The 25,580-nt window shown below is 63.0% G+C and carries 20 protein-coding genes and 1 pseudogene; 7 read left to right on the top strand and 14 right to left on the bottom strand.

Annotated elements, in window-relative coordinates; translation table 11 throughout:
- Positions 1-11: 11 nt before the first annotated feature.
- Genes ACUYV6_RS02160 through ACUYV6_RS02150 form a run of 3 tightly spaced genes read right to left on the bottom strand, consistent with a single transcriptional unit; the run spans position 12 to position 2,800 of the window.
- On the bottom strand, positions 12-794 hold the full coding sequence (locus ACUYV6_RS02160; RefSeq protein ID WP_449276998.1) for an ABC transporter ATP-binding protein: 783 nt from the start codon (positions 792-794) through the stop codon (positions 12-14).
- A gap of 25 nt (positions 795-819) precedes the next feature.
- Positions 820-1,878: an ABC transporter substrate-binding protein gene (locus ACUYV6_RS02155; RefSeq protein WP_449276997.1), complete on the bottom strand. Its 1,059-nt coding sequence runs from the start codon at positions 1,876-1,878 to the stop codon at positions 820-822.
- Between the two features lie 58 nt (positions 1,879-1,936).
- Positions 1,937-2,800, bottom strand: a complete 864-nt coding sequence (locus tag ACUYV6_RS02150) for an ABC transporter permease (protein ID WP_449276996.1) — start codon at positions 2,798-2,800, stop codon at positions 1,937-1,939.
- A 256-nt stretch (positions 2,801-3,056) separates the two neighbouring features.
- Between ACUYV6_RS02150 and ACUYV6_RS02145 the strand changes: the two genes are divergently transcribed.
- Complete coding sequence (locus ACUYV6_RS02145) at positions 3,057-3,536, top strand: RidA family protein (protein WP_449276995.1); 480 nt, start codon at positions 3,057-3,059, stop codon at positions 3,534-3,536.
- A gap of 9 nt (positions 3,537-3,545) precedes the next feature.
- Positions 3,546-5,162 carry a thiamine pyrophosphate-binding protein gene (locus ACUYV6_RS02140; RefSeq protein WP_449276994.1) on the top strand — a complete coding sequence of 539 codons (1,617 nt, stop codon included), beginning with the start codon at positions 3,546-3,548 and terminating at the stop codon, positions 5,160-5,162.
- A 32-nt stretch (positions 5,163-5,194) separates the two neighbouring features.
- Here the strand turns inward: ACUYV6_RS02140 and ACUYV6_RS02135 are convergent, their stop codons facing one another.
- Positions 5,195-6,109, bottom strand: coding sequence for a LysR family transcriptional regulator (locus tag ACUYV6_RS02135; protein ID WP_449276993.1), 915 nt, complete (start codon positions 6,107-6,109; stop codon positions 5,195-5,197).
- Between the two features lie 144 nt (positions 6,110-6,253).
- On the opposite strand from ACUYV6_RS02135, the gene ACUYV6_RS02130 reads away from it, so the two are divergent.
- From ACUYV6_RS02130 to ACUYV6_RS02120, 3 genes and pseudogenes are all read left to right on the top strand, one after another.
- Positions 6,254-9,820, top strand: a complete 3,567-nt coding sequence (locus ACUYV6_RS02130) for a bifunctional proline dehydrogenase/L-glutamate gamma-semialdehyde dehydrogenase (protein ID WP_449276992.1) — start codon at positions 6,254-6,256, stop codon at positions 9,818-9,820.
- A gap of 224 nt (positions 9,821-10,044) precedes the next feature.
- Positions 10,045-10,263: pseudogene (locus ACUYV6_RS02125) on the top strand (hypothetical protein); the annotation flags it as partial.
- 168 nt (positions 10,264-10,431) lie between these two features.
- Positions 10,432-10,911: a MurR/RpiR family transcriptional regulator gene (locus ACUYV6_RS02120; protein ID WP_449277143.1), complete on the top strand. Its 480-nt coding sequence runs from the start codon at positions 10,432-10,434 to the stop codon at positions 10,909-10,911.
- Positions 10,912-11,012: 101 nt separating this feature from the next.
- Here ACUYV6_RS02120 and ACUYV6_RS02115 read toward each other — a convergent pair whose 3' ends face one another.
- The 6 genes from ACUYV6_RS02115 to ACUYV6_RS02090 form a co-directional block, all read right to left on the bottom strand.
- On the bottom strand, positions 11,013-12,269 hold the full coding sequence (locus ACUYV6_RS02115) for an amidohydrolase family protein (RefSeq protein ID WP_449276991.1): 1,257 nt from the start codon (positions 12,267-12,269) through the stop codon (positions 11,013-11,015).
- The gene (locus tag ACUYV6_RS02110; RefSeq protein ID WP_449276990.1) at positions 12,266-13,783 is read right to left on the bottom strand and encodes a GMC family oxidoreductase; all 1,518 of its coding nucleotides are present in this window, start codon (positions 13,781-13,783) and stop codon (positions 12,266-12,268) included. Before ACUYV6_RS02110 ends, ACUYV6_RS02115 begins: the two co-directional genes overlap by 4 nt.
- Before the next feature lie 23 nt (positions 13,784-13,806).
- Positions 13,807-15,297, bottom strand: coding sequence for an aldehyde dehydrogenase family protein (locus tag ACUYV6_RS02105; RefSeq protein WP_449276989.1), 1,491 nt, complete (start codon positions 15,295-15,297; stop codon positions 13,807-13,809).
- Positions 15,298-15,358: 61 nt separating this feature from the next.
- Entirely contained in the window at positions 15,359-16,582 is a 1,224-nt protein-coding gene (locus ACUYV6_RS02100; protein WP_449276988.1) for a sugar ABC transporter permease, read from the bottom strand.
- A 10-nt stretch (positions 16,583-16,592) separates the two neighbouring features.
- Positions 16,593-17,366, bottom strand: coding sequence for an ATP-binding cassette domain-containing protein (locus tag ACUYV6_RS02095; RefSeq protein WP_449276987.1), 774 nt, complete (start codon positions 17,364-17,366; stop codon positions 16,593-16,595).
- A gap of 8 nt (positions 17,367-17,374) precedes the next feature.
- Complete coding sequence (locus ACUYV6_RS02090; protein WP_449276986.1) at positions 17,375-18,508, bottom strand: substrate-binding domain-containing protein; 1,134 nt, start codon at positions 18,506-18,508, stop codon at positions 17,375-17,377.
- 417 nt (positions 18,509-18,925) lie between these two features.
- Between ACUYV6_RS02090 and ACUYV6_RS02085 the strand changes: the two genes are divergently transcribed.
- On the top strand, positions 18,926-19,789 hold the full coding sequence (locus tag ACUYV6_RS02085; protein ID WP_449276985.1) for a MurR/RpiR family transcriptional regulator: 864 nt from the start codon (positions 18,926-18,928) through the stop codon (positions 19,787-19,789).
- 137 nt (positions 19,790-19,926) lie between these two features.
- Here the strand turns inward: ACUYV6_RS02085 and ACUYV6_RS02080 are convergent, their stop codons facing one another.
- From ACUYV6_RS02080 to ACUYV6_RS02065, 4 genes are all read right to left on the bottom strand, one after another.
- Positions 19,927-21,252 (bottom strand): TRAP transporter large permease subunit, encoded by a 1,326-nt coding sequence (locus ACUYV6_RS02080; RefSeq protein ID WP_449276984.1) that lies wholly within the window; start codon positions 21,250-21,252, stop codon positions 19,927-19,929.
- A gap of 12 nt (positions 21,253-21,264) precedes the next feature.
- Positions 21,265-21,795: a TRAP transporter small permease gene (locus ACUYV6_RS02075; RefSeq protein WP_449276983.1), complete on the bottom strand. Its 531-nt coding sequence runs from the start codon at positions 21,793-21,795 to the stop codon at positions 21,265-21,267.
- Positions 21,796-21,893: 98 nt separating this feature from the next.
- Positions 21,894-22,895, bottom strand: coding sequence for a TRAP transporter substrate-binding protein DctP (gene dctP, locus ACUYV6_RS02070; RefSeq protein ID WP_449276982.1), 1,002 nt, complete (start codon positions 22,893-22,895; stop codon positions 21,894-21,896).
- A 47-nt stretch (positions 22,896-22,942) separates the two neighbouring features.
- Positions 22,943-24,154, bottom strand: a complete 1,212-nt coding sequence (locus ACUYV6_RS02065; RefSeq protein WP_449276981.1) for an amidohydrolase family protein — start codon at positions 24,152-24,154, stop codon at positions 22,943-22,945.
- Between the two features lie 155 nt (positions 24,155-24,309).
- Between ACUYV6_RS02065 and ACUYV6_RS02060 the strand changes: the two genes are divergently transcribed.
- Positions 24,310-25,572 (top strand): MFS transporter, encoded by a 1,263-nt coding sequence (locus ACUYV6_RS02060; protein ID WP_449276980.1) that lies wholly within the window; start codon positions 24,310-24,312, stop codon positions 25,570-25,572.
- Positions 25,573-25,580: the final 8 nt, after the last annotated feature.

The following is a 25,580-nucleotide window of genomic DNA, read 5'->3' as shown; positions in this document are numbered from 1 at the left end:
GTTCCATGTGTTCAGCTGATCGCGCCCTGAGCACCGATCAGGGCTTCGATCTCGCTGACGTACTCGGCGAACTCCGGTGTGAAGCGGGACTCACGAGTGCGCATCCGTGGAATATCGACCTTGATGTCGGCGATCACCCGGCCGGGCCGGTCGCCGATCACGACGACGCGGTCGCCGAGCCAGACCGCTTCCGGAATCGAGTGGGTGATGAACAGCACCGTCTGGTTCGTTTCCTTCCAGATGCGCTGCAACTCGAAGTTCATCGTGTCGCGCGTCATCGCATCGAGTGCTCCGAACGGCTCATCCATGAGCAGGATCTCGGGTCGGGAAACGAGAGCCCTGGCGATCGCCACGCGCTGCTGCATGCCACCGGACAGCTCGTAGGAGTAGCGTTTCTCGCTCCCCTCGAGCCCGACCATCTCCAGGAGATGCTTGGCGTGCTCGCGCACCTCGGGAGTGACGTCGTTGCGGAACTCCATCGGCAGCAGGATGTTGGCGAGGTTGTTGCGCCACGGCAGGAGCACGGGTGCCTGGAACACCATCGCGAGCTCTCGGAGCGAGTCGGCGACAGGCCGCCCCTTCACGAGCACCTCTCCCTGCGTGTTCTCGAGCAGTCCGGCGATGATGCGCAGCAGCGTCGTCTTGCCGCTGCCCGACTGCCCCACGATCGAGATGAACTCGCCGTGCTGCACGGAGAAGTCGCATCCGTCGAGAACCTTCACTTCCCCGCCCTCGCGAGACTTGTAGGTCATGCCGACATCCTTGATGTCGATGACGTTGTGCGTTGCAGTCACTGGGACTCCTTACGTCGCCGAAGAATCACTTCTTGGGGCTGTCGATCGTCTCGCCCTTCGCGATGGGCTCGATGTAGTCGTTGGTGTAGACCGTGCCGGGATCGAGCTCATCAGCGTTCTCGAGCTCGAGGTACTCGCCGCCGAGGTCGATGAGCTGCTGCACGCCCTCGTCGGTCATGTAGCCGAGCCCCTCTTCCTCGTTCTCGTCGTTCCAGCGGACGTCGCACTGCATCTGAATCGCCGTCTCGAGCGCGATGTCGCTGAACCCGGAGACCTGGTTGTTGAAGCTGTCGATGGTCTCGTCGACGTGGTCGCACGACCACATCACACCGCGGGTGACCGCACGGTTGAAGGCCTTCACCAGTTCGGGATCCTCTTCGATGAGCTTGTCGCTGGTGAGAACACCGTCGCCGTACACGCTGAGGTCGGCGTCGCTCCAGCTCAGGATCACGGGATCTTCGCCCTGGTCGACGAGCCCGGGAACATCCGACCCGGAGTACGAGAGGTTCGCGTCCCACTGACCGGCGAGCAGACCCGGAACCTTCGAGTCACCGGTCGCGTGGATGACCTCCACGTCGCCCTCATCGAAGCCCATCCGCTCCATGATGAGCGGCCAGAAGGCGGTCATCGCGCCGCTCGCCTCGGTGGCGACGGTTTTGCCCTTCAGGTCATCCCAGTCCTTGATGCCGCTCTTCTCGAGGGCGACCACTGAATAGAAGTCGGAGCCCTGCAGGAGGTTGACCTGCTTCACCTTGCTGCCCTGACCGACGTTGAGCACCGTGACGCCGAAGTCGGCCCAGCCGAAGTCGACCTTGCCGGAGTCAACGGCTGCAACGGTGTTGCCGGAGCCGGTGCCGGGCAGGATCTCGAGGTTGATGCCTTCTTCTTCGAAGAAGCCCTGATCCTTCGCCGCGAAGATCGGTGCGTGGCGAGGGGTGAACGCCACACCCAGCATGAGAGACGCATCCTTGAGCCCCTCCGTGTCGCCGTCTCCGCCCGCGCCACTGCACGCCGTCAGCGTCAACGCGGCCGCGGCTACGACCGCACCGGCCGCCAGAGTCCAACGCTTCCTGTTCCGATTCATTGTCATGATTCCTTTCTTGAGAGTGTTCAGAGTGCGCAAGCGACTTCACGAAGTCGCACTACTTGACGAAGTTGCGCCACGGTACGAGCTTTCGACCGATGAAGTCGACGAGTGCGAAGAGCAGGAGCGAGATGACCGCGAGCACCATGAACGCGGCGAACATCGACGGCAGATTCACCTGGCTGTTCGCGAGCAGGATGACGAAGCCGAGTCCGCTCGAACCGGCGATGAACTCGCCGACCACCGCACCGCCGACCGCGATCGAGATCGCGATCTTCATACCGGTGAAGACGTAGGGCAGGGCGTAGATGAACTCGATCTTGCTCATCTGCTTCCATCGCGAGGCCTTGTTGATGCGCGCGAGCTCCTTCAACTCGGCAGGCACCGATGAGAGGCCCTCGTACGTGTTGATCACGAGCGGGAAGAAGGCGATGAGCATGGAGACGAACGCCTTCGATTCGAAGCCGAAACCGAACCAGAGGATGAAGAGCGGCGCGAGTGCGACCTTCGGAATCGTGTCGATCGCGATGAGCATCGGGTAGATGAAGTGTCTGAGGAAGGGCAGGTAGTAGAGGATCGACCCGAAGAGGATGCCGAGCATCGCGCCGAGGGCGAAGCCCGCGAGCGACTCGGCGAGCGTCACGCCACTGTGCATGAGGTAGAACTCGGGACGCGAGAACAACTCCTGCAGTGCTGACAGCGGCCCGACCAGCAGGTAGGCGGGGAAATCGAAGACCCACACCACGATCTCCCAGAGGGCGAGCGCAATGAGAATGCCAGCGATTGCCTTCGCACCCGACGAGGTGAGGATCGCCCGGAGGCTTGGACTCTGCTTGGCCCGAGATACTCTGATCTCACTGATCTGGCGCGTACTGAGATCCTCGTGGGTCTCCGAAGCGGTTCGGTCATTGGCCACACTCATGTGTGTCTCCGTCCTTCTCAACACTGAGATCTAGCTGCCGTGGCCCGTGGTACTTGCTTCCCCTACGGGCTCACGACGCCAAAAAAGGTCTTCCAGCGGCCCCAGTATCACATGGGACTACATACCTGTCTAAGACCCGTTTCGAATCAATCGATACCTTTTTTGGCATGAGATTTGCCTGTCCCGAAAGGGGCCTTCCGGGCTATAACTGGGTGGCGTGCGGCGACCCCGTCGCACGCAGCGAAAGGAAGCCAGCATGACCAGCCGCATCGCCCGCAGACTCGCGGATCTCGGCCACCAACTCCCGACCGCCGCCGCACCGAAATACGCGTACACCGCAACGGTGCAGACCGGTGATCTGCTCTACGTCTCTGGCCAGATTCCGAAACTCGACGGACAGGTGGCGAGCACCGGACTGGTGGGCCGCGACCTCTCCGTCGAAGAGGGGGCAGAAGCGGCACAGCTCGCAGCGCTGAACCTGCTCGCCCAGGTGGAACAGGCCGTCGGACTCGATCGCGTCGCTCGCGTGGTGAAGCTCAACGGCTACGTCGCCAGCGCACCGGGCTTCTACAGCCAGCCCAGCGTCATCGATGGCGCGAGCTCTCTGCTGCGCGACGCTTTCGAGGACTCCCGCGGCGAGCACGCCCGCACGGCTCTCGCCGCCCCGCAGCTGCCCCAGAACGCCTCGGTCGAGCTCGAGGCCATCTTCGAACTCGACCGCGCCGAGACCAACTAGGAGGCACCCGTGCCGAATACCGTCGCCCGCAGCATCGTGCGTCAGCTCGAGGCCCGAGAAGTGCCCCGCATCTACCAGGTGCCCGGTGAAAGCTTCCTCGGCCTGCTCGACGCGCTCCACGATTCGCCCATCCGCTTGGTGACCGCCAGGCAGGAGGGAGGCGCCGGTTTCATGGCTCTCGCCGAGGGCCGCCTCACCGGCCGCGCCGGGGTCGCGATGGTCACCCGCGGCCCCGGGGCGGCCAATCTCTCGATCGCGATCCACACCGCCTATCAAGATGCGACGCCGCTCGTCGCCTTCGTCGGGCTCATCCCGACCTCAGACCGCGACAAGGAGGCGTTCCAGGAGTTCGATCCGCGCGCCTGGTTCGGTTCGACGACCAAGGCCGTGATGATCCTCGATGATCCGGATTCCGCCGGCGAGAGCGTCGCACGGGCATTCGACCTCGCCGAGGCCGGCCGTCCGGGCCCGGTCGTCATCGGACTCCCGGAGGAGCGCCTGCGGGAGGCGACGGACGTGCAAGACGTGTTCCCGGCGATCCGCGTCCAGCCACTGCGCCCGACTCCGGAAGGCATCGCCGAGGTGCGCGTGGCATTCGAACGGGCCGAACGCCCCGTCTTCGTGATCGGCGGCGATGACTGGAACCGCGAGTCGGCGACACAACTGCGCCGCATCGCCGAGGCTATGTCGGTTCCGGTGGTCTCCGACTTCCGGGCGCACGACAACCACCCGCACTCCTCCGCGGCCTGGGTCGGATCGCTCGGCTTCAAACGCTCGGAGGCGGCGGCCGCCGCGTACGAAGAGGCCGACCTCGTGTGCTATCTCGGCGCCGTACGCTCCGACGTCATGAGCGATGGGTATACGCTCGGCCGAAACGCTCCCCGCACCTACATCGTCACCAAGGACCCCGACCTGCGGGCCCGAGTCGGGGGAGCCGGGGCGCACTTCACGATGTCGACGACCGACTGGATGACCGCGCTCGAAGCAGAAGCCCTCCCGGCTTCGGCCGCGCGCGCCGATCGCCTCTCCGCGCTGCGCGAGAGCTACGTGCGTTGGAGCACCCCTCCGCAGCCCGAGAGCGATGAGCTCACGCCCGAATCGATCTACGGGGTACTCGCCCAGGTGCTTCCCGACGACAGCATCTTCACGCTCGGCGCCGGCAACTACGCACTCGCGGCGCAGCGATATCTACACCACGAAGTGCCCCGCAGCCTCGTCGGTCCCCGAAACGGTGCCATGGGCATGGGCATGCCGGCCGCCGTCGCCGCGAGCCTCGTCTTCCCGGAGCGCACGGTCGTCGCACTCGCCGGAGACGGCTGCTTCGGCATGAACGGAACGGAGCTCGCCTCGCTCGCCTCAGTCGAGGGACGGGCGCTCGTGTTCATCCTCGACAACGGCGGCTACGGCACAATCCGCTCCCACCAGGAGCGCGAGTTTCCCGGGCGGCGGGTCGGCACGACGCTGGTCAACCCCGACTTCGCCGCGCTCGGACGCGCCTACGGGCTCGACGCCTGGACGTTCACGACGCTCGACGGCTTCGCCGAGCGTCTGGCAGCGGCGGTGAGCTCGCGACGCTCGACCGTCTTCCACCTGCGGATCCCCCAGTTGCCCCCGTCGGCGAAGTAGCGCGCTGAACTGCGGAAGCTGCGCCGCCCACCTTACGCCGCGCTGAGCGCCCGCGCCTCGTGCGCCAGCGCGGCCCGCACCGCGGCGAGTTCGGGTCGCGACCGGCTCGACGCGCGAGCCGCGGTGAACACGGTACGGTGCGGCTGCCCGGGCAGCTCGGCCAGACGCAGACGGTGCGGGCGGCCGAAGTGCACGAGTCCGGGCAAGAGCGCGACCGCGTTGCCCGACTCGACGAGCCGCACATGGGCCTGCAGATCCGCCGTCTCATACCGCACGTCTGGCTCGAACCCGGCACTGCGACACATCTGCTCGGCCCAGTGCCGGGAGGCCGCCCCACGCGGCTCCATCACCCAGGGCAGCTGCGCCGCATCGGCGAGCCGCTCGGCCTCATCGAATGCCGGATCGCCCGAGCCCAACGGCGGGAGGGCGAGCTGCACGCGATCCCGAGTGAGCGCCTCGCGATCCAACCCCGCGAAGTGCGGTGCCGCGTGCCCCGGATACTGCTCAGCCACCACCAGATCGAAGCCTCGCGCCCAGGTCTCTTGCAGCGCGGCCTCCGGCTCGTGCTGCACCATCTCGACGCGCAGAGCCGGGTGCTCGCCCCGCAGCCGCCTGAGCACCTGCGGCATGATCGCGAGCACCGCCGTCTGGAACACGGCGACGCGCAGCGTGCCCGAGACCTCGCCATCGAGGCCGTGCAGCGACGCCTCGGCCCGCTCCAGCCCCGCGAGGAGCTGCTCGGTCTCTTCCACGAGCGCCTCGGCAGCCGGGGTGAGCTCGAGCGTGCGCCCGCTGCGACGCAGCAGTTCGACGCCCGCTTCTCGCTCCAGAAGAGCGAGCTGCTGGGAGACCGCCGACGGGCTGTAGTTCATCGCTTCCGCCACCGCAGCGACCGTTCCACGGGCGTGGAATTCCCAGAGCAGCCGCAGCCGCTTCATCTCCAACAATCCCCGACTCCAATCGTTAAGATGCTCTTCATTGTACGCAACAGAAAGTATCGCTTTACTTCACGCTCGGAAGAGCTCACACTGATTCTGAATACGCGCGCGCGACGCAGCGCGAAAACCACCCCATCCCGAGAAAGGTTCCGAGTGAGTACTGACACCACCACCCTCACCCGTCCACAGGACCTCGCGAACGACGCTGTCGCGCTCGTTCAGCGCTGGCTGAAGGAAGCCGCCACCATCCCCGCCGACGCTTCGGCCGCCCGCCTCGCCGGTGTGCTGAGCGACCCCAACGGCCTCGACTTCACCGTCGGCTTCGTCGACGGCGTCGTGCGCCCCGAAGACCTCTCTGCCGCAGGCAAGAAGCTCAAGGAGCTCGTGCCGCTCACCCCGAAGTTCCTCCCCGCACCGATGCGCGGAGCGATCGGCCTCGGCGGTGCCTTCGCCAAGCCCATGCCCGGCGTCGTGGTGCCGATCGCACGCAAGGTGCTGCGCCAGATGGTGGGCCACCTCATCATCGACGCGACCGACTCCAAGCTCGGCCCGGCGATCGCGAAGATCAAGAAGGACGACGTTCGCCTCAACATCAACCTGCTCGGCGAGGCCATCCTCGGTGAGCACGAAGCCGAGCGCCGCCTCGCCGGAACGCACAAGCTGCTCGCCCGCGACGACGTCGACTACGTTTCCATCAAGGTCTCCTCGACCGTGGCTCCCCACAACCACTGGGCATTCGACGAGGCCGTCGGCCACATCGTCGACCAGCTGGTGCCGCTCTACGAACGCGCCGCAGCGTCGAGCCCCCAGAAGTTCATCAACCTCGACATGGAGGAGTACAAGGACCTCCACCTCACCATTGAGGTCTTCAAGCGCATCCTCGATCGCCCCGAGTTCAAGAACCTCGAGGGCGGCATCGTGCTGCAGGCGTACCTGGCCGACGCCCTCGAGGCGACGATCGACATCCAGGAGTGGGCTGCGAAGCGTGTCGCCGACGGCGGCGCCCCGGTCAAGATCCGCGTCGTGAAGGGCGCGAACCTTCCCATGGAGCTCGTCGACGCGGCCATCCACGGCTGGCCCGCAGCGACCTGGGGCTCCAAGCAGGCCTCCGACACCAGCTACAAGGCTGTGCTCGACTACGCGCTGACCCCTGAGCGCGTGAAGAACGTGCGAGTCGGCGTCGCCGGCCACAACCTCTTCGACATCGCCCTCGCCTGGCTGCTCGCCAAGTCGCGCGGCGCTCAGAGCGGCGTCGAGGTCGAGATGCTGCTCGGCATGGCCACGGGCCAGGCCGAGGCCGTCAAGCGCGAGGTCGGATCGCTGCTCCTCTACACGCCCGTCGTGCACCCTGAGGAGTTCGACGTTGCGATCGCCTACCTGATTCGCCGCCTCGAAGAAGGCGCGAGCCAGGAGAACTTCATGTCGGCCGTGTTCGAGCTCAACGACAACCAGGCGCTGTTCGAGCGCGAGAAGCAACGCTTCCTCGCATCGCTCGCAGACCTCGAAGCCATCACCGGCGACGGTTCGATCGAGTCGTACAACGTGCCGAAGCCGAACCGCCAACAAGATCGCCGCAGCTACGACGAGCCCGGCGCAGAAGCTCGCGTCGAGGCACTCGTCGAGGCCGGCCGCAAGGGCGAGTTCGAGAACTGCCCCGACACCGATCCCGATCTGCCCGGCAACCGCATCTGGGGTCGCGAGATCGCGAACAAGATGGTCGCCTCTCAGCTCGGCGTCGAGATGGTCGAGAACTCGCGCATCGGCGACGAGAAGACCCTGAACGAGGTCATCGAGCGCGGTGTCAAGGCTGCCGACGGCTGGCAGGCACTGGGCGCCGACGAGCGTGCCCGCATCCTCTACCGCGCCGCTGAGCGCCTCGAAGCGAAGCGTGCCGACCTCATGGAGGTTTCCGGATCCGAGTGCGGCAAGACGCTCGACCAGACCGACCCCGAGATCTCGGAAGCGATCGACTTCGCGAACTACTACGCGATGCTCGGTCAGCTGCTCGAGCAGACCGACGGTGCGAAGCCCGTCCACAAGAAGCTCATCGCGGTCATCCCGCCGTGGAACTTCCCGACCGCGATCCCCGCAGGCGGCGCCCTCGCAGGTCTCGCCGCAGGCTCCTCGGTCATCATCAAGCCCGCCACCAACTCGGCCCGCACCGGCGCCGTGATGGTCGAGGCACTGTGGGAGGCCGGCGTGCCCCGCGACGTGCTGCAGTTCGTGCAGTTCAGCGACCGCTCGCTGGGCTCGAAGCTCGTCGCCGACGAGCGTGTCGAACGCCTGATCCTGACCGGCTCGTACGAGACCGCCGTCAGCTTCCGCGAGACCCGCAAGGATCTGCCGATCCTCGCCGAGACCAGCGGCAAGAACGCGATCATCGTCACCCCCGACGCCGATCTCGACCTCGCCGCCAAGGATGTCGCCCTGTCGGCATTCGGTCACGCAGGCCAGAAGTGCTCGGCCTCGTCGCTCGTGATTCTCGTCGGCTCGGTCGCTACCTCGAAGCGCTTCCGCCGTCAGCTCATCGACGCGGTGCAGTCTCTCAAGGTCGGCACCCCCGAGAACCTCGAGACCCAGATGGGCACGATCATCACGGCGCCCTCCGGCAAGCTCCTCCGCGGCCTCACCACCCTGAGCCCGGGTGAGAAGTGGCTCATCGAGCCCAAGCCGATCAAGAGCGACAGCCCGCTCTCGCTCGACAAGAAGGGCGAGGTCAAGCTGTGGAGCCCCGGCGTGCGCGAAGGTGTGAAGCGCGGCAGCGAGTACCACATGACCGAGTACTTCGGCCCGATTCTCGGCATCATGACCGCGAAGAACCTCGACGAGGCGATCGACATGGTCAACGAGATCGACTACGGCCTCACGAGCGGTCTGCACTCGCTCGACCGCTCCGAGATGAAGCGCTGGCTGGAGCGCATCCAGGCCGGCAACCTCTACATCAACCGCGGCATCACCGGCGCGATCGTTCGCCGTCAGTCGTTCGGCGGCTGGAAGAAGTCGGCAATCGGCGCGGGCACCAAGGCCGGCGGTCCGAGCTACCTGCACGGCCTCGTCGACTGGGTCGACGCGCCGGTGCAGGGCGAGATTCGCGCACCGCGCCGGGCAGCAGCAGGTCTGCTGTCCGCCGCCCAGCAGGCAGGTGTCACGGGCGAGCAGCTCGAATGGCTGCGCGGCGCTCTGTCGAGCGACGTAGCGGCCTGGGACAGCGAGTTCGGCATCGCCAAGGATGACTCGAAGCTCGGCATCGAGCGCAACCTGCTCCGCTACCTGCCGGTGCAGGTGACGATCCGCGTGGCTGAGGATGCTCCGCTGCACGAGACCATCCGCACGATCGCGGCAGGCCTCGCAGCCGATTCGAAGCCCGTCGTCAGCTCGCCGGTCGCGCTGCCCCAGCCGATCGTCGACGCCCTCGCCGCCGCCCGCGTGTCGGTGCACTTCGAGGACGACGCCGCATGGACCAAGCGCGTCAAGAGCATCGCTGCACAGGACGGCCCGCAGGCCAGCGCTCGCATCCGCGTGGTCGCCGGTGAGTCGCGCGCGGCCATCGTCGCCGCGGTCTACGAGGCGACGGGCGGCAAGCCCGACGTCGCCGTCTACGGCGGCCCCGTCGTGTCGGCCGGCCGCGTGGAGATGCTCCCGCACCTGCACGAGCAGGCCGTGTCGATCACCGCGCACCGCTTCGGTACCCCGAACCGTCTCTCCGAGGGTCTGATCTAGGGGTTCACTCGCTGCAGAACACCGGACAAGGGTGGTCTCGAATCAGTTCGAGACCACCCTTGTGTCGTACCCCAGTTTTCGCTCGATGGGACCTGCCTCCTCGACGGGCATTCGGCTTTGAAGAATGGGGCAACGGGCTCCTCAAATGCGGTATCGATGATCACTTCGCACCAGGATGGTGCATTAGCCTGCTACTCAAGTCATTCTCGGGAAAGTAGGACTGCGTGGATACTCGACACCCACCCGTTGGCATTGCGGCCTGGCTTCATGAGCGCAGCAGTGGACGGGACCTTGCCCGGAAGCCCCAAAGAGTCATTCGCCTGCTCTCCGCCAGTCCCAGACTTGCCTCTTTCGGTTCGGTTCGGGAGGTCGCAGAGCGCGCTGATGTCAGTATCGGAACCGTGACCAGAACCGCCCAAGCTCTCGGATACACAGGATGGCCCGCATTCCAGGCAGAGGCGAGAACACTGTATCTAGCGACGCTCAGTGCCACCGATTCCGGCCAGAATTCTGAATCGGCTGAGGAATTCGCGGCTTATGCCTCACTGACGCGAGATCACGACAACCTACTCTCCTTCATCAACACAGTCGACTTGCCACAGATTCGCAGGGTGGCTCACGACATCGCTTCCAGCCGTCGGATCTTCGTGGTGGCACTTGGAAGTGCGATCGGGGCCGGACACATCCTGACCCATAACGCGCGTCTCTACGGGTACGACATCAGACTCATGACCGAGGAGTCTCAGATTGTCAACACCATTGCTCATACTCAGCCTGAGGACTTGGTCATCGTGATCAGCTTCTGGCAGATCTACGAGAACTCCTACCAGACCATCCAAGCATGCGAAGAGCTCGGGGTTCCCGTGGTCCTCCTGACCGAAACTGTGACCAGGAAGTTCGAGTTGCAGTGCAAGGAGTGCATCCGCATACCCACCGAGGGAGTGACATTCACGACCTCACTGACCGCGGCAACCTCAGTGATCCATGCGATCCTTTCCGAACTCGTCGCGGTAGACCCCGAACGCTCAGGCAGAATGGTCGACCTCGCGGATAAGCAGTGGAATCGATTCGACCTGCTCCACCATTTCTGACTGTCCTCCGGAGTTACTCCTGCTCCGGGTGCACCGTCGGAGGCCAAGCTTCGACGGTTCAACTCCCGTGAGAGGCCTCGTGTCCTCACCGCGCAGACACGCTAGGTCAATCCCTGCGGCTCTCCGTCTACATAGGCGATGCGTCCCCTCGAGATTACATAGCGGTGATCCTCTGCATAGAGGTCCGCAAAATACTCCAGCGGGTCTCTTCGCGTGACGACTAAATCTGCCAAGTATCCGGCCTTCACCTGACCCAAGCGGTCTCCCCACAGGGCCATCTCGCTCGACACGACCGTCGCCGACCTGATGACGTCGATAGGCGCCTGCACCTCCGCCCTGATCGACAGTTCCTCGAGTTGGCGCTCTTGGAAGCTTCCGAGCAAATCGGTACCGAAGGCGATCTTTACGCCCGCCCTGTGAGCCTGCTCCAACGCACTCATGCCGCGCTCAAGAACCCAGTCCACTTTCGCCTGCGCGACGGGCTGAAGTCCACTGGTGCGCGGGTCTGCGAGGCTTCGGCTGGCAATAATCGTGGGAACATAATATGCATCGGCTCGCAGGAAATGCTCGACGGAAGTCTCATCGAGAAGATTGCCGTGCTCGATGCTTCGCACGCCGTTGGCCAGTGCACGATTGATCGCACGTGCAGTATAGGCGTGCGCAGCGACATACCGCTCATAGGCCTCGGCTTCTTCCACCGCAGCGCGGATCTCTTCCACCGAGTATTGTGTCGAGCCAATACGGTCAGTGGGCGACCCGACCCCACCCGAGAGCATGAGCTTAATATGATCGGCGCCGGTGCGGAACTGCTCGCGCGCCGCGCGCCGGACTTCCGGCACTCCGTCTGCGACGACCCCAATTCCCGAGCAACACCTGTGGTCATCGATGACGACTTGGCCTTGCGTCCGAAAGTCGCCGTGTCCTCCCGTCTGAGAGATCGCCTTCCCGCCGAACCACACCCTCGGCCCATTCACGTGCCCCTGCTCAGTTAGGTCGGCGAGTCCGTAGTCCGCCCCTCCAACATCGCGCACCGTTGTGAAGCCGCGACGCAGCATTTCTTCGAGCGTCTTTACCGCCCGCCCACCCACATGGAGAGGCGATTCCTGGGCCAAAGCTATGAGGTCGGCGGTCACGCTGGTGACGTGAACGTGACAATCGATCAGTCCTGGCATAACCGTTCCGCCCTCGCAGTCAAGGACAACCGCTTCGGCAGGGTACTTCACGGTACCCGCAGCTCCGACCTCTCGAATGAGGCCATCCGATACAAACACAACCTGGTGCGGAATGACCACGCCCCCAACGACATCGAGCACCGACGCATTCGTGAGGACGATATGACCGCTGTTCAGACCGCTCATCGCGTTCTCGCCTCCTTCAGCATGGCAGCGGCTTTCTCACCGATCATGATCGACGGACCGTTGGTATTCCCTCCGATCACCTCGGGCATGATAGAAGCATCCGCCACACGGAGGCCCTGGATGCCGTGCACGCGGAGCTCTGGATCCACGACGGCCATCGCGTCGATTCCCATCTTGCAGGATCCTGCCGGGTGATAGTAGGTGCTATAGGTGTTCAGGACGTAGTCGCGCAATTGCGCCTTCGTCTGGATGAGTTCTCCTGGAAAGACCTCGCGCTTCATCCACTCCGCGTACGCGGGCTGATGCGCGATGCCGCGAACGATTTCGACGCACATCATGAGGCGATCGAGGTCGCTCTGGGTCTGCAGGTAGTTCGTGTCGATGCGCGGCTTGTCCCGTGGATCGGCCGAACGCAGCTGCACAGTTCCGCGGCTGGACGGACGCACGAGGCCGGCACTCAACGTCCACGCGTTCTCAGGGCCGTCCTCTCCCGACTGGTAGAAGGGGATGTGCTTGAACGTGGGCTGCAGATCGGGCCCCTTGCGATCTGGACTGCTCTTGGTGAAGAGCAGCGCCTGCATAAAACTCGTCGTCTGAGGAGGCACGGGTTTGGCCGCTTCGAACGTCAACCCGCAGAGCACGTGGTCGTGGAGGTTTCTCCCGACGCCGGGCAGGTGGTGAAACGGCCGGATGCCCGCCTCGGCGAGCTCCGTGAGGTCGCCTATTCCGGAGAGCATCAGCAGCTTAGGACTCTCGTATGCACCTGCGGACACCACGACTTCCGCATCAGCTCGAACCGAGACGATCTCGCCTCCCGCATCGATGTACTCCACCCCAGTGCACCGGGTTCCTTCGAACAGCAGTCGTGTGACGGTCGAATCCGTGAGGATACGGAGGTTTTCGCCGGCGGTTCTCAGGAATGCTTCGGCAGTAGACCACCGCCGCCCGTCCTTGATCGTGTGCTGAATCGCAGCAACGCCGAGCATCTCCTTGCCGTTGTAATCCGGGTTGTAGTCGTATCCGGCCTCGATCGAGGCGTCGATGACCCGTTCCATCAGCGGGTGCATATCGTGATTGATCGAAACGCGCAGCGGACCCTCGACCGCTCGATACTCATCAGCACCGCCCTCCCAGTCCTCGGACTTCTTGAAGTAGGGGAGGACGGACTCGTAATCCCAGCCGTAGTTGCCAAGGTAGGCCCACCCGTCGTAGTCCTCACGACTGCCTCGGACATAGATCATTCCGTTGATGGAGCTCGAGCCCCCGAGCGTCCTACCGGCAGGGATGTAGTGCCGGCGGTTTCCTGTATGGACCTGAGGCTCCGTGGTGTAGTTCCAGTCGACCGGGGTGCGCCAGGTCTGGAGCTGCCCGGTCAACGAGTGGATGTTCGGATCGTTGTCGGGCGGACCCGACTCGAGCAGCAGCACTTGGCATGCCGGATCCTCCGCCAGCCTTGCGGCCACGACCGCGCCAGCAGAACCCGCCCCTACAACGATGTAGTCATAGCTCTTCATCTCGTCCAGCCTTCCTGTATGCTTCACAGCGCGATCTTGATGGTCTTGAGTTCGGTGTACGCGTGCAAGGCGGCCTCTCCGAGCTCCCTGCCGTACCCCGATTGCTTGAATCCACCGAATGGCGCGGCGGAGTCGTGAACGTGATGGGTGTTAATCCAGACGGTCCCTGCTTTGATTCGTCTCGCGAGCCTTGCCGCCATGCCCAGATCACGCGTGAAGATGCTCGCGGCGAGACCGAACTCGGAATCGTTCGCCTGACGCACGATCTCCTCGAAAGCAGTGTCATCGAGCCTCTGTGCGACGAGAACCGGCCCGAATATCTCCTCCTTGACGATGCGCGACCGCCGCTCGGGCTCGACGACGACCGTCGGAGCGTAGAAGAAGCCCTCCTCGCCGAGTCGTCGACCGCCGGTGATGACGCTTCCTCCTGATTCCCTCCCGGACTCGACGTAGTCGGACACCGTCTGCAGTTGTTGTCCGGAGACCAGCGGACCGATGTCCGTCGTCGCCTGCAGGCCTGGTCCCACCCTGAGCCCCTCAGCGATCTCAGCGACTCCCTCTACGACCTGATGGAACACATCCGGGTGGACGATCAGTTTCGAACCCGCGGTACACACCTGACCCTGGTTGTAGAAGATGGCATGCGCGGCCTGCTCAATCGCGAGATCGATATCTGCGTCAGGGAGCACGATGACGGGCGACTTCCCTCCGAGTTCCAGCCCCAGGCGTTTCATGGTCCGGGCCGCCGCCGTCTGAATGCGTTTGCCGGTCGCAGTCGAGCCTGTGAAGGAGATCTTGTCGACTCCCGGATGCTCGACGATCGCAGCGCCGGTCACCGACCCGACACCGGTCACGACGTTCAGCGCACCGGGCGGAAGACCTGAATCCTTCGCGAGTTCGGCGAACCTCAGTGCACTGAGAGGCGTCTGCTCCGCAGGCTTAATCACCACGGCGCAGCCGGCCGCCAGAGCCGGGGCGATCTTCCACGCGATCGACACGATCGGGAAGTTCCAGGGGATGATCTGCCCGACCACCCCGACCGGCTCCCGTTCCGTGTAGGTCAGGAAGTCTCCTGGCACAGACATGGGTATGGTCTCGCCCGTGACCTTCGTGGCCCAGCCCGCCATGTAGTGGAAGTGCTCCACGACGGCGTCCACGTCCTCCAACGCGACCGATAGAGGCTTGCCGTTGTCGAGCACATCGAGTTCGGCGAGTTCCTGCTTGTGGGCCTCGGCGATGTCTCCGAGCGCCCAGATGATCTCGCCCTTCCGCCTGGGCGGAAGGGCCCCCCACTCTCCTTCGAGAGCACGACGGGCGGCCCGCACCGCACGATCCACGTCCTCTGCGCCCGCAGCGGGCACTTCCGCCAACACACAACCCGTCGCCGGGTCATACGTCTTGAACGTGGCGCCGTCCGCGGCCGCGACCAGTTCTCCCCCGATGAGCATCTTCGGCGACCGCTCGAAGAACCCGCGCGTACCGGCTGCGAGAGCCTCAGTGAGTTCGCGTGCCATGTTCATACCCTTTCCATACCTCGGTGCGACGGCTAACCGCCTCTGCCACCGAGCTCCTTCGCTATGCCCGCTTATCCTTGGCTACGAGCAGGCTGTCGATCATGACCGCAGCGACGAGCACGAGCCCCTGCACGATGAATTTGACCTCCGTAGAGGCGCTCAGCAACGAAAGCCCGTTCGCAATGCTTCCCATCAGCAGTGCACCTACCAGTGCGGCCCAGACCGACCCTCGTCCTCCGAACAGACTCGCGCCGCCGATCACTGCAGCTGCGACGGCCTCGAGGAGCAGCGTTCCGCCCCCGCTCTGCGCCGAGACGCCCAGCGTCTGCGAGGCCGAAATGATGCCGCCGATGGCCGCGAACATTCCCGCGAGCACGAACGCTGACACCTTGATGCGGGTTACGTTGATCGCCGCACGCTTGCTCGCCTCGATATTGCCACCGATGGCGTACAGGTATACGCCGAATCGAGTTTGAGTGGTGACGTACGCCATCACTGCCAGGAACACGACGAGAATGGCCACCGGAGTCGGTACTCCTCGATCTTGGTTCAGTACGGTCACCACGATCGAACCGGCGGCGAGCACCACCAGTACCGGCAGGATCACACGCCCAAACAGGGGACTCTCGACTCCCTGCTTCAACTGGTACGACCGGGACTGCAGCGTCAGCACCAGCACCGCCAGTGCCCCGAGGAGCACCAGCCCGAACCCGACGATCGGAGTCAAGAAGCTGTTCGCGATCAGTTGCACGGGAGTTCCTGCAAGTGCAATCGAGCCGCTCTGCGGGAGAAGGGCCAGCAGAACTCCCTGCAGCGCGAGTGAGATCGCGAGAGTCACGATGAACGAAGCCGCCCGGAATCTGGCGACGATAGTCCCCTGGACGAACCCCACCAGCATTCCCACGCCGATCGCGGCCACCAACGCGATCACCACCGGTACGCGGAGCTCCACCAGCAGTTTCGCCATTGTCCCAGCGGAGACCGCACTGAGTGCGGCGATCGAGAGGTCGATCTCCTTGACGATGAGAATGAGTACGAGCCCCAGCGCCAGGAATGCCGTTACGACGATCTGCACGGACAGGTTCGTCAGATTCCTGGGGCTGAGGAACATTGGGTTCTGCACGGCAAAGAAAAGCCACATCACCAGAATGGCGACGAGCACCGGCACGACCCGGTACTTCCCCGCCAACGCCGAAAGGATGCGCGCTCGACGATCGTCGCGAAGGTCAGCGATCTGCACCGGACCGGACTTCGGGGCTTCCGTAGAAGAATTCTTCTGAGTCATCGTTTCCACCTCAATCCGTCGTCAAACCGGTGATCGCAGCGACCAGATCGGCTCGCGTATAACTGTCCCGTTCGAGTTCCACGACTTTCTCGCCGAGACGCATCACCGCCACCCGGTCGGCAACCCGCTCGACATCCGCGAGATCATGCGACACCACGATCACCGCGTGCCCCGCCTCGCGCAGACGCTCGATCAGATCCAGCACCTGCTGCCGCTGAGCGATTCCCAATGCCGCGGTCGGCTCATCGAGCAGCACGACGTCGGGCGCCCAGAGCACGGAGCGACAGATCGCCACCGACTGGCGCTGTCCGCCCGAGAGGTTTCCCACCGGTGTGCCCAGATCCTTCAGGGTGACGACTCCGAGGTCGGAGAGCACACTGCGCGCCCGGCTCTCCATCGCCGCCCGCTGCAGCCGCCCCCCAGCGAACCAGCTTCCGCGCAGCTCTCGTCCGAGGAAGAGGTTCTGCACGGTATCGAGGTTGTCGCACAGCGCCAAGTCTTGATAAACAGTTTGGATCTTGTGATCGATCGCATCGGAGGGATTCGTGATCTTCACCAGTTGTCCGGCGCAGAATATCTCGCCCTCATCCGGAATATTGATCCCGGCGATGGTCTTGATTAGCGTGGACTTTCCTGCTCCGTTGTCTCCGACGAGAGCCAGCACCTCTCCTGGGAACACGCTCAGGCTTACTCGTCGCAGAGCGAGCACTCCGCCAAAACGCTTGACGATGTTCTTGAGCTCCAGGGCCGGAACAGCGGTTCGGACCGCGGGTTCATCGGTCATCCGCACGATCAACTCTCGCCTTCGCAATAATCGCTCATCTCGGCGGGTCCTCCGCAGACCTCTTCCCTAGTGAGAATCCCTGTATCGACGAGCTCTACACCGACGTTATCCGCAGTGATCAACACGTTCTCGTTGTAGATCGCGGGCACCGTCGAAGTTCCCATGTCGTAATCCCCGTTGTACAGGGCTTCTGCCGCGGCTTCATCGTCTCCCGCCAGTGCGACTGCGAGCTCGATCGCGTTTGAGGCCATGACTTCGTAGGGGGGCACCATCGTGTTCTTCACGTTGCCGGCAAGCACCTGCTGGACGACTGTCGGCTCGCTGTCGTAGCCGCCATAGATCGGGATCGTGCCGAGCAGATCCTGCGCGGAGAGCGCCGCAACGGCGCCGAGAGCAGAACTGTCGTTGTGAACGGTTACCACATCGATGTCGTCATGCTGCGAAAGGCAGCCCTCGACAGCCGTCCGCGCGTTCTCCGTCGAAAGCTCTAAGTTGTCGTTGCTGCAGACGATCTCGATCGACCCGTCGTCAATGTAGGGAGCGAGAGTCTTCTCCTGCCCGGCATTGATCTCCTGATCGAAGAAGAATGAAGGATCCCCCTTCACCTCTGCGATTCGCAGCGGTTCCGACCGGTCTTCGAGCTCGTTCTCGATGAGTAGATTCGCGGTAGCCTCGCCGATGGATTCGAACGGTACGGTGACATAGGCGTCGACTTCGCTCTCGCTCGCCGCGTACGCGTAGTTGATGACGGGTACGTCTGCCGCTTCCGCGACCTCGACGACGCTCTGCGCCTGGGTCGGCACCGGCGGAACCAAGATGATCGCCACCGCACCTTGGGTGATCGCGGACTGCGCTTGCTGCAGTTGCTGCAACGGGTCGTTGTCGGCACTCTGCACTACTAGTTCGAGTCCGGGAGCGATCTCCTGAAGCTTCTCCTCCATCGCTGGCTTGTCATACGACTCGAAGCGGGTGACCTGGGAGTTCGGAGCCAGTAGGAACACTTTGCCTTCGAGGTCATCGGCTTCGACCGATGACCCACCACCCTCTGGAGCGCTTCCGGTGGTGCAGCCGACGAGCCCGACCAGGGCGCCGACCGCGATCACCCCCACGCGGACAAGACGTTTTCTTCTATCAAATCGCACCGTTCTCTCCTTCCAGCAGTCATCATTGACTGTTTCGACAGTAACCTCCGCATGCACCAAAGGCAACAATTTTGATATAAATTTAAAAAGTCGTTTAATAATTCTGGAGACAATGCGTATCCTCAAACTCGTCTTCGCAGAAGCAACGACGCCCGCAATTCCTTCCGTCAGATGCGGCTATTTCAATACAGGCACGGAAGCAATGAGTCCGGGTCTGCTGCTTCTAGCAAGCCCCAGCTCGCATGAAGCAGACACGGACAAGGACATTCCCACCTCAGTGCCCTCCCTTCACCCGAGACAGTCACATCGAAAGGCAGCACTCGGAGGTACGATCGAGCGGCACGATTGCCTGTAGCCTCGTTGTATCTCAGCTTTGCGCCGTTCTCAGTCAAGATGTCACGGAAGAACAACTCTCATATGGATCCGCAGCCCCCTATAACTGTGTCGCAGTGGCTGAGCGACCTCGCGACCGAGCAGCAGCTCTCACGCAAGTCTGCGCAGGTGCTGCACTCCCTCTCGAGCAATCCGAGGCTGGGCTCGTACGGCTCAATCCGGGAGGTCGCAGAGAAGGCGACTGTGAGCATCGGCACGGTGACACGCGCGGCCCAAGCCTTGGGCTTTGCCGGGTGGCCCGCGCTGCAGGAAGAGCTGCGCGCACGGTATCTCACCTCGCTCAGCGCCACTGAAGTCGCAGCCCATCGACAGGGTGGCCAGGAAAGCCCCTCATACGCCTCGCTTACGCGCGACCGCGAGAATGTCAACGCGCTTACCGCAATGGTCGATCTCGAGCAGCTCTCAAGAGTCGCACGCGCGATCGCACGGAGCCGTCATATCTTGGTAGTCGCTCCGGGCAGCGGCAACGGTATCGGCACGATTCTCGAGCACACCGCGCGCCTGCAAGGTTACGAGGTGCAACTCTTCGGTGACGGGGCACAGGTTCCGAACGCCCTCGCATCAGCCGGACCCGATGACCTCGTCATCGTCATCAGTTTCTGGCGCCTCTATTCGCAAGCCTTCAACACGATCCAGGCATGTCACGAACGCGGCATTCCGCTCGTGCTCTTTGCAGAAACGGTCCCCGGCGAGGTCGAAGCAATTTGTACAGAGGTCGTGCGAGTTCCTACTGAAGGGATCGGGTTCTCCCCTTCGCTCACTGCCGCGACTGCATTGGTTCACGGCATCATCGCCGAACTGGCCGCGCTCAACCCTGAGCAATCCACGCGAACCCTGGAACGAGCCGAGGCCGAGTGGGATCGTTTCGGTCTCATGCATCGTTACTAGGCGAACTCGTCAGCTTCGCCGGCTCGGACAGCTCCGCCGAACTGCACGACGCAGATAGACGAACGGCCCTCGCAGCTTCTGTATTGCTGTGAGGGCCGTTCGTCATCGAGCAGGCGCTCGAGTTCAGCGAGGCGCGTCTACTGCGACTTCGCAGTCAACCCGGTCGCGAGAATCGGGAAGAAGAACACGATGACCATCGTAAACACCGGCGACAGAATGAACGGGAGAATGGACTTGTAGATCGTCCCCATGCTGTACTGCGGTGCGACACGGCGCATCACGAAGAGCTCCATACCGAATGGCGGGGTCACCATACTGAGACCCAGCGCGATGAGCCACAGCACACCGAACCATACCGGGTCGACGCCGATCGCCGAGATGATGGGCACGAAGAACGGAGCCGTGATCATCACGATCGAAAGCGTCTCGAGGAACATGCCCAGGAAGATGACGACCAGCAGCAGGAGCACGACGATCACCCAAGAGGCGGCTTCCATGTTCGAGAAGAGCGACAAGAAGCCTGGCAGTACGCCACTGGCTGCGAGAGCCTGTGAGAAGCTTCCGGCCGCCCCGATCAGCAGCAGGATGGCACCCGACACGATCGCGGTCGACTTCGCACTCTCCCAGAGCGCTTTCCACGTCAGTTTGCGCTGTATCAGGGCGACGATGAGCGCGGCAAGCACGCCGAATGCCGCAGACTCCGACGGGGTCGCAATACCGAACATGATGAGACCGAGAACGATGGCGAAAACCACCAACAGAGGAAGCAGAGCTCCCGGCAGGGCCTTCGTGCGCTGCCAGAAGGACAGACGGTCGGCGCCCGCAACCTCAGTACGCTCTTTGCCGTCTCCCTTGAAGACGAACACCCAGACGAACTGCACGATCAGGTAGCCGATGATCATCAGGATTCCGGGAAGGATTCCCGCGACCAGCAGCGGACCCACTGGAATGCTCGCCGTGGCGCCAAGCACAACCGCGGTGGTGCTCGGTGGGATGATCATCGCGAGGCTGCCGGCAGACATGACTGACCCGAGAGTCAAGCCTGGCTTGTAGTCGCGCTTCTCCATCTCGGGCACCAGGTTCTTACCGAGCAGAGCGGTCGTCGCCGTCGACGAACCGGAAACGATGCTGAGCACGCCACCCGTCACGGTGGCACTTGCGGCGAGCTTACCGGGCACTCGGTTGAGCGAGAGCGTGATCGCGTTGATCGCGCGCTCCACGATCCCCGCCCTGAAGAGAATTTCTCCCATCAAGAAGAACATCACGACAGGCGCAAGTGAATAAGACGAAAGGCTCGATGCGAAACCGAGAGGCACCTGACGTGCCGCGGCGGCCCAGCCGTACTCACCGATAAGTACGACCACTCCGATACCGAGCAGCGCCACGAATACGGGTAGGCGCAGCACCATCAAGGAGACGAGCAGCGCACCGAGGATCAATGCAAGGGTGAAATACCATTCCATGTCTGTATCGCCTTACTTCTCACCCGCGGCTTCGGCCGCGGAGCGCTTACGCTGGATGGTTTTTCCCGCTGCCGTTGTCAGCAGCAGACCGAATACGACCGCTGTCAGGGTCATCGACACGGGAAGGATGGATTGGATGATCCATCGGGGCGGGCGCAGCGTAGTCGTCATTCTGGTGCCGGCTTCAATTGCTGCAATCACTGAATCCCAGGCCATGATTGCGAGAACCACCACGGCTACGAGCGACACTGCGGCACTTGAGATCTGGATCACAGTCCGAATGAGGGCACCGTGCTTCCTGTTGAAGAGCCCGTCGATCAGGTCGACCACAATGTGCTCGTTGGCCAGAGTGATCAGGGGCGCCGCGAGCAAAGGGATCCACAGCATGGCGTACTGCGTACCTTCGAACACCGCTGCGATGGGTTTGTTGAATAGCGAACGTGAAAGCACATCCGCGATGATGGCGATGGGCAGGATAAGCACGAGTATCGTCGAGATACCGGCGGCCCCCTGCAAGATCTTCTTAGAGATAGAGCGGATCACGCGTTGGCTTCCTTCTTTCGTTCATGTCTTCATCGACAGGGCATTCCGGGTGGTGCCGAGCGACTGCTCGACACCACCCGGTCTCGCTGCTACGTGGTTCAGCCCTGCCAGTGGTCCCGCAGGCGCTCGACCTCGGGGTTCGCGGAGATCATACGCTCCCAGGCCCCGTCATAGATCGCGTTCGTGAATTCCTCGGATGCCTCGGGCGACAGCTCGATCTCCTTGACGCCCTCCTCATCGAGCGTTGCATACGCTTCTTCGTTCATCTCGTCGTAGCGGGCTTCGAGGGCACCTTCGGAGTTCTCAATGGCTTCCTCGATCGCCTGCTGCGTATCCTCGTCGACGGTGTTCCACCAGTCGTTGTTCACCACGAGGAGGAAGGGGATCGACTTGAAAGACGGCGAGATGCGGCACCCGGTCAGCTCGGCAGTGCCCCACGACGGAACACCGATGGCGGTTCCTCCATAGCCGTCGATGACACCACGCTCAAGCGAGTTGTAAATATCACCGACCGGCATGCTCACGATCGAGCCGCCCAGGTGCTCTACTGCCTCAACATACTGGTCGCCGCCACGAATGACCTTGCCATCCAGGCTGGGATTCTCAGGATCGAAGCTCGCGCAGGTCTCATCGTTCAGGAACAACTCGGCCCGAATGTTCGTCTGCTGGATGCCGAGGTACGTCATGTTGTGCGGCTCGAAGAAGATCTCGTTGAAAAGATCAGCCGTACCTGCCTCACGCTCTTCGGTGGGAGTATTCGGCGTCAGCATCGCCGAAGAGATGCCGGGCATGAAGCCCTCGGCATACGCAGTACCGACCAGTGTCATGTCGTACGCGCCGTTGGAGACAGCTTCAGTCTGATCCATTTCGGGCACGACTTCAGGTCCACCGACGATATCGATCGTCACATTCGGCGCGGTCTGCTCGAGCTCGGCAGAGATGTCCTCAATGAGCCCACGCATCTCGGCATTCTCCGAGGGCAGCGGCAGCACGACTCTCGCCGTGACCGAATCTCCTCCGGCATCCGAGCCGCCGCCAGAGCAGCCGACCATCAGCAGCGAGAACGCGGCAATACCCGCGAGCGCAATCTTCTTTTTCATCATCATCTTCCTTGATTTGTTGAACTGATTTGGAACGTTGGGAGAGGTTAGACGAGGACGCCGGCCTGAATGACCTGGCCTCCACGCTCCTCGAAGTTGGAGAGGACCGAGATGTCAGCCAAGGGGTCGCTGTCGAGCAACACCGCATCGGCGACAGCGCCTTCGACCAGCTCACCGAGCTGCCCGGACTGTTGCATCATCTCTGCCGCGACCACCGTTGCACTGCGCACGACATCGAGGTTGCTCTGCACTCGGGCACGGATCTCGAACTCGTATCCCTGGTGCCGCTGCATACCGCCGAGGAGATCGGTTGCAAAGGCGATGTTCACACCGGCCTGAGCAGCGAGACGAGTGTTCTCGAGACCCTCTTCAAAGATCGTACCGACCTTTTCCCATGCGTCGCGCGGCATGCCGAATTTGAGTCCCTCATCGACGAGAGCCCAGTGCGTCGAGAGCGTCGGTACGAGATAGGCATCTTTCTCCAGGAAGAGGTCGATGCTCGACTGATCGATGCGATTGCCGTGTTCGATCGAACGCACACCGAGCTCGAGGCAGCGGTTCACGGCGCGAGGCGTGTATGCGTGCGCCATGACGTAAAGATTCGCAGCTTCAGCCTCCTCTACTGCAGCGGAGATCTCTTCGGCGGAGAACTGGGTCGAATCAATACGGTCAGTCAATGACGCGATGCCGCCGGAAGCCATGATCTTGATCTGGGTGGCACCCTTACGAATCTCCTCGCGAGCGGCCTCTCGAACTGCAGGGACCCCATCCGCGATGCGGCCGACATGGGAGCAGCAGTGCACGCGAGAGTTGTCGCCGGCGTCCCGGAAATCACCATGACCACCGGTCTGCGACAGAGCCGAGCCAGAGTAGAAGAGACGCGATCCCGTGATCAGCCCCTCCTCCTGAGCGCGTGCGAGGCCGAAATCACCGCCACCGGCATCTCGAACGGATGTGAAGCCGCGGCGCAACATTTGTTTCATCATGCGAGAGGCCGTCAGGCCGACGTAGCTGGGCGACATCGTCTCGAGTGCGCCGAGTGCGGCCGTGGAGGCAGCCACATGCACGTGACCATCGATCAGGCCCGGAAGCAGGTACTTACCCGCTGCGTTGACTTCTTCAGCCTCTGCCGGCAGCGAGCCCGCTGAACCGATGCTCTCGATCCGCCCCTCGTTCATCACTACGTCCGCCTCGCGGTACTCACCTGAGCGCACATCCAGTACACGAGCATTGCGCAGTATCAGCGGGGAAGCAGTCATCGATCCACCTTCAAATCATCGTCGATTGTCGGCCCAGAGCGAACCAACCGTCCAATACGATAAATGCATAATTCTTCTTTTGCAAATATCGTTTCGTCCTGACCTAGAGTAGTTATGCGACCGTGACATTCCCTCCCGGGTGATCGAGTCGAAAAATGAGCGCATCGGTGAAGATCGCAGGAGGTGCAGCTGTGGCACGAGCGGGCTCAGCAGACAACGGGGCAGATGATGAGGCAGATGACCTCCGTGTCAGCCGAGGCAGCGCCACCTACCGTCGTGCCCTGATAGCAGCCTTCTGCGCCGCTATTGCGACCTTCGCCCAGATGTATTCCCCACAGGGCATACTTCCTGAAATCGCGGCTGACCTGGGCGTCACTCCGGAGCTCTCGTCGTGGAGCGTGGGCGTCACGACCTCTGGCGTGGCTCTCGCCGTGCTTCCCTGGGCGCGAGTCTCTGACCGTATCGGGCGAGTCTCGGCCATGCGAATCGCGATTGTTGCGAGTTCGGTGCTCGGTCTTGCGACACCGTTCGTTTCCGATATCGGCGCCTTGCTCGTCATGCGCTTTCTGACCGGTATCGCCCTCGCAGGATTACCGGGAATAGCGATCCCCGCGCTCACCGAGACGGTCCGACCCAAGGACCTCGGCTCGGCAGTAGGAGCGTTCATTGCTGGCAATGCCCTCGGCGGCCTGATCGGACGCCTCACGGCCGGACTCTTCACCGACACGTTCGGGTGGGTTGGCGGCATGCTGGCGGTTGCTGTGCTCTCGGCGATCGCCAGCCTCGTCTTTCTCGTCGTAGTACCTCGTACTCGTGTGTCCCCCGGGCCGGGGCTCCCTGTGATCAGGGCAGCGCTGCAGAACCTCCGCAATCGTCGTGTCGCAGTCCTCCTAATGCAGGGATTCCTGCTCATGGGCGGCTTCACCATTGTGTTCAACTTCATCGCTTTTCATCTCGAGCATCCGCCATTCGGGCTCAGCGTTGCCCAGACATCCTGGCTCTTCCTCTCATATCTGGCAGCGATGGTCGCTTCACCCGTGGCCTGGAGAATCGCGGGTCGCGTGCAACCGACGACAGTGCTGCTCGCGAGCACTGGCATCACCATCGCCTCGCTGCTCTTGATGCTGGTGCCGTCACTTCCGGTCACCGTCGTCGCAGTGTTCATCTTCACCGGTGCGTTCTTCGGTGCTCACGGCATTGCTAACGGACTTGTCGGTCTCCGCGCGGCAGGTACCCCCGCTGCGAGTCAAGCGCCCGCGCTCTATACGCTCAGCTTCTACATCGGCACGAGCGCGTTCAGTGTACTGGGCGGGATGGTGTTCACCGCGGCCGGATGGTCGGGATCGATCGCTCTGAGTACCCTGACCATGTTGGGCGTCGCTGCTCTGGCGATATGGGACGCACGCAGACGTACATGAGCAGATCC

The sequence above is a fragment of the Leucobacter sp. GX24907 genome, from assembly GCF_053567335.1.
This window is presented reverse-complemented; position numbering and strand designations above follow the sequence as displayed.

Bases quoted from the DNA above. Each gene is read 5' to 3' on its own strand.
- ACUYV6_RS02155 (WP_449276997.1), bottom strand. From the start codon at position 1,878: ATGAATCGGAACAGGAAGCGTTGGACTCTGGCGGCCGGTGCGGTCGTA.
- ACUYV6_RS02150 (WP_449276996.1), bottom strand. From the start codon at position 2,800: ATGAGTGTGGCCAATGACCGAACCGCTTCGGAGACCCACGAGGATCTC.
- ACUYV6_RS02145 (WP_449276995.1), top strand. From the start codon at position 3,057: ATGACCAGCCGCATCGCCCGCAGACTCGCGGATCTCGGCCACCAACTC.
- ACUYV6_RS02115 (WP_449276991.1), bottom strand. From the start codon at position 12,269: ATGAGCGGTCTGAACAGCGGTCATATCGTCCTCACGAATGCGTCGGTG.
- ACUYV6_RS02110 (WP_449276990.1), bottom strand. From the start codon at position 13,783: ATGAAGAGCTATGACTACATCGTTGTAGGGGCGGGTTCTGCTGGCGCG.
- ACUYV6_RS02105 (WP_449276989.1), bottom strand. From the start codon at position 15,297: ATGGCACGCGAACTCACTGAGGCTCTCGCAGCCGGTACGCGCGGGTTC.
- ACUYV6_RS02100 (WP_449276988.1), bottom strand. From the start codon at position 16,582: ATGACTCAGAAGAATTCTTCTACGGAAGCCCCGAAGTCCGGTCCGGTG.
- ACUYV6_RS02095 (WP_449276987.1), bottom strand. From the start codon at position 17,366: ATGACCGATGAACCCGCGGTCCGAACCGCTGTTCCGGCCCTGGAGCTC.
- ACUYV6_RS02085 (WP_449276985.1), top strand. From the start codon at position 18,926: ATGGATCCGCAGCCCCCTATAACTGTGTCGCAGTGGCTGAGCGACCTC.
- ACUYV6_RS02080 (WP_449276984.1), bottom strand. From the start codon at position 21,252: ATGGAATGGTATTTCACCCTTGCATTGATCCTCGGTGCGCTGCTCGTC.
- dctP (WP_449276982.1), bottom strand. From the start codon at position 22,895: ATGAAAAAGAAGATTGCGCTCGCGGGTATTGCCGCGTTCTCGCTGCTG.
- ACUYV6_RS02065 (WP_449276981.1), bottom strand. From the start codon at position 24,154: ATGACTGCTTCCCCGCTGATACTGCGCAATGCTCGTGTACTGGATGTG.
- ACUYV6_RS02060 (WP_449276980.1), top strand. From the start codon at position 24,310: ATGAGCGCATCGGTGAAGATCGCAGGAGGTGCAGCTGTGGCACGAGCG.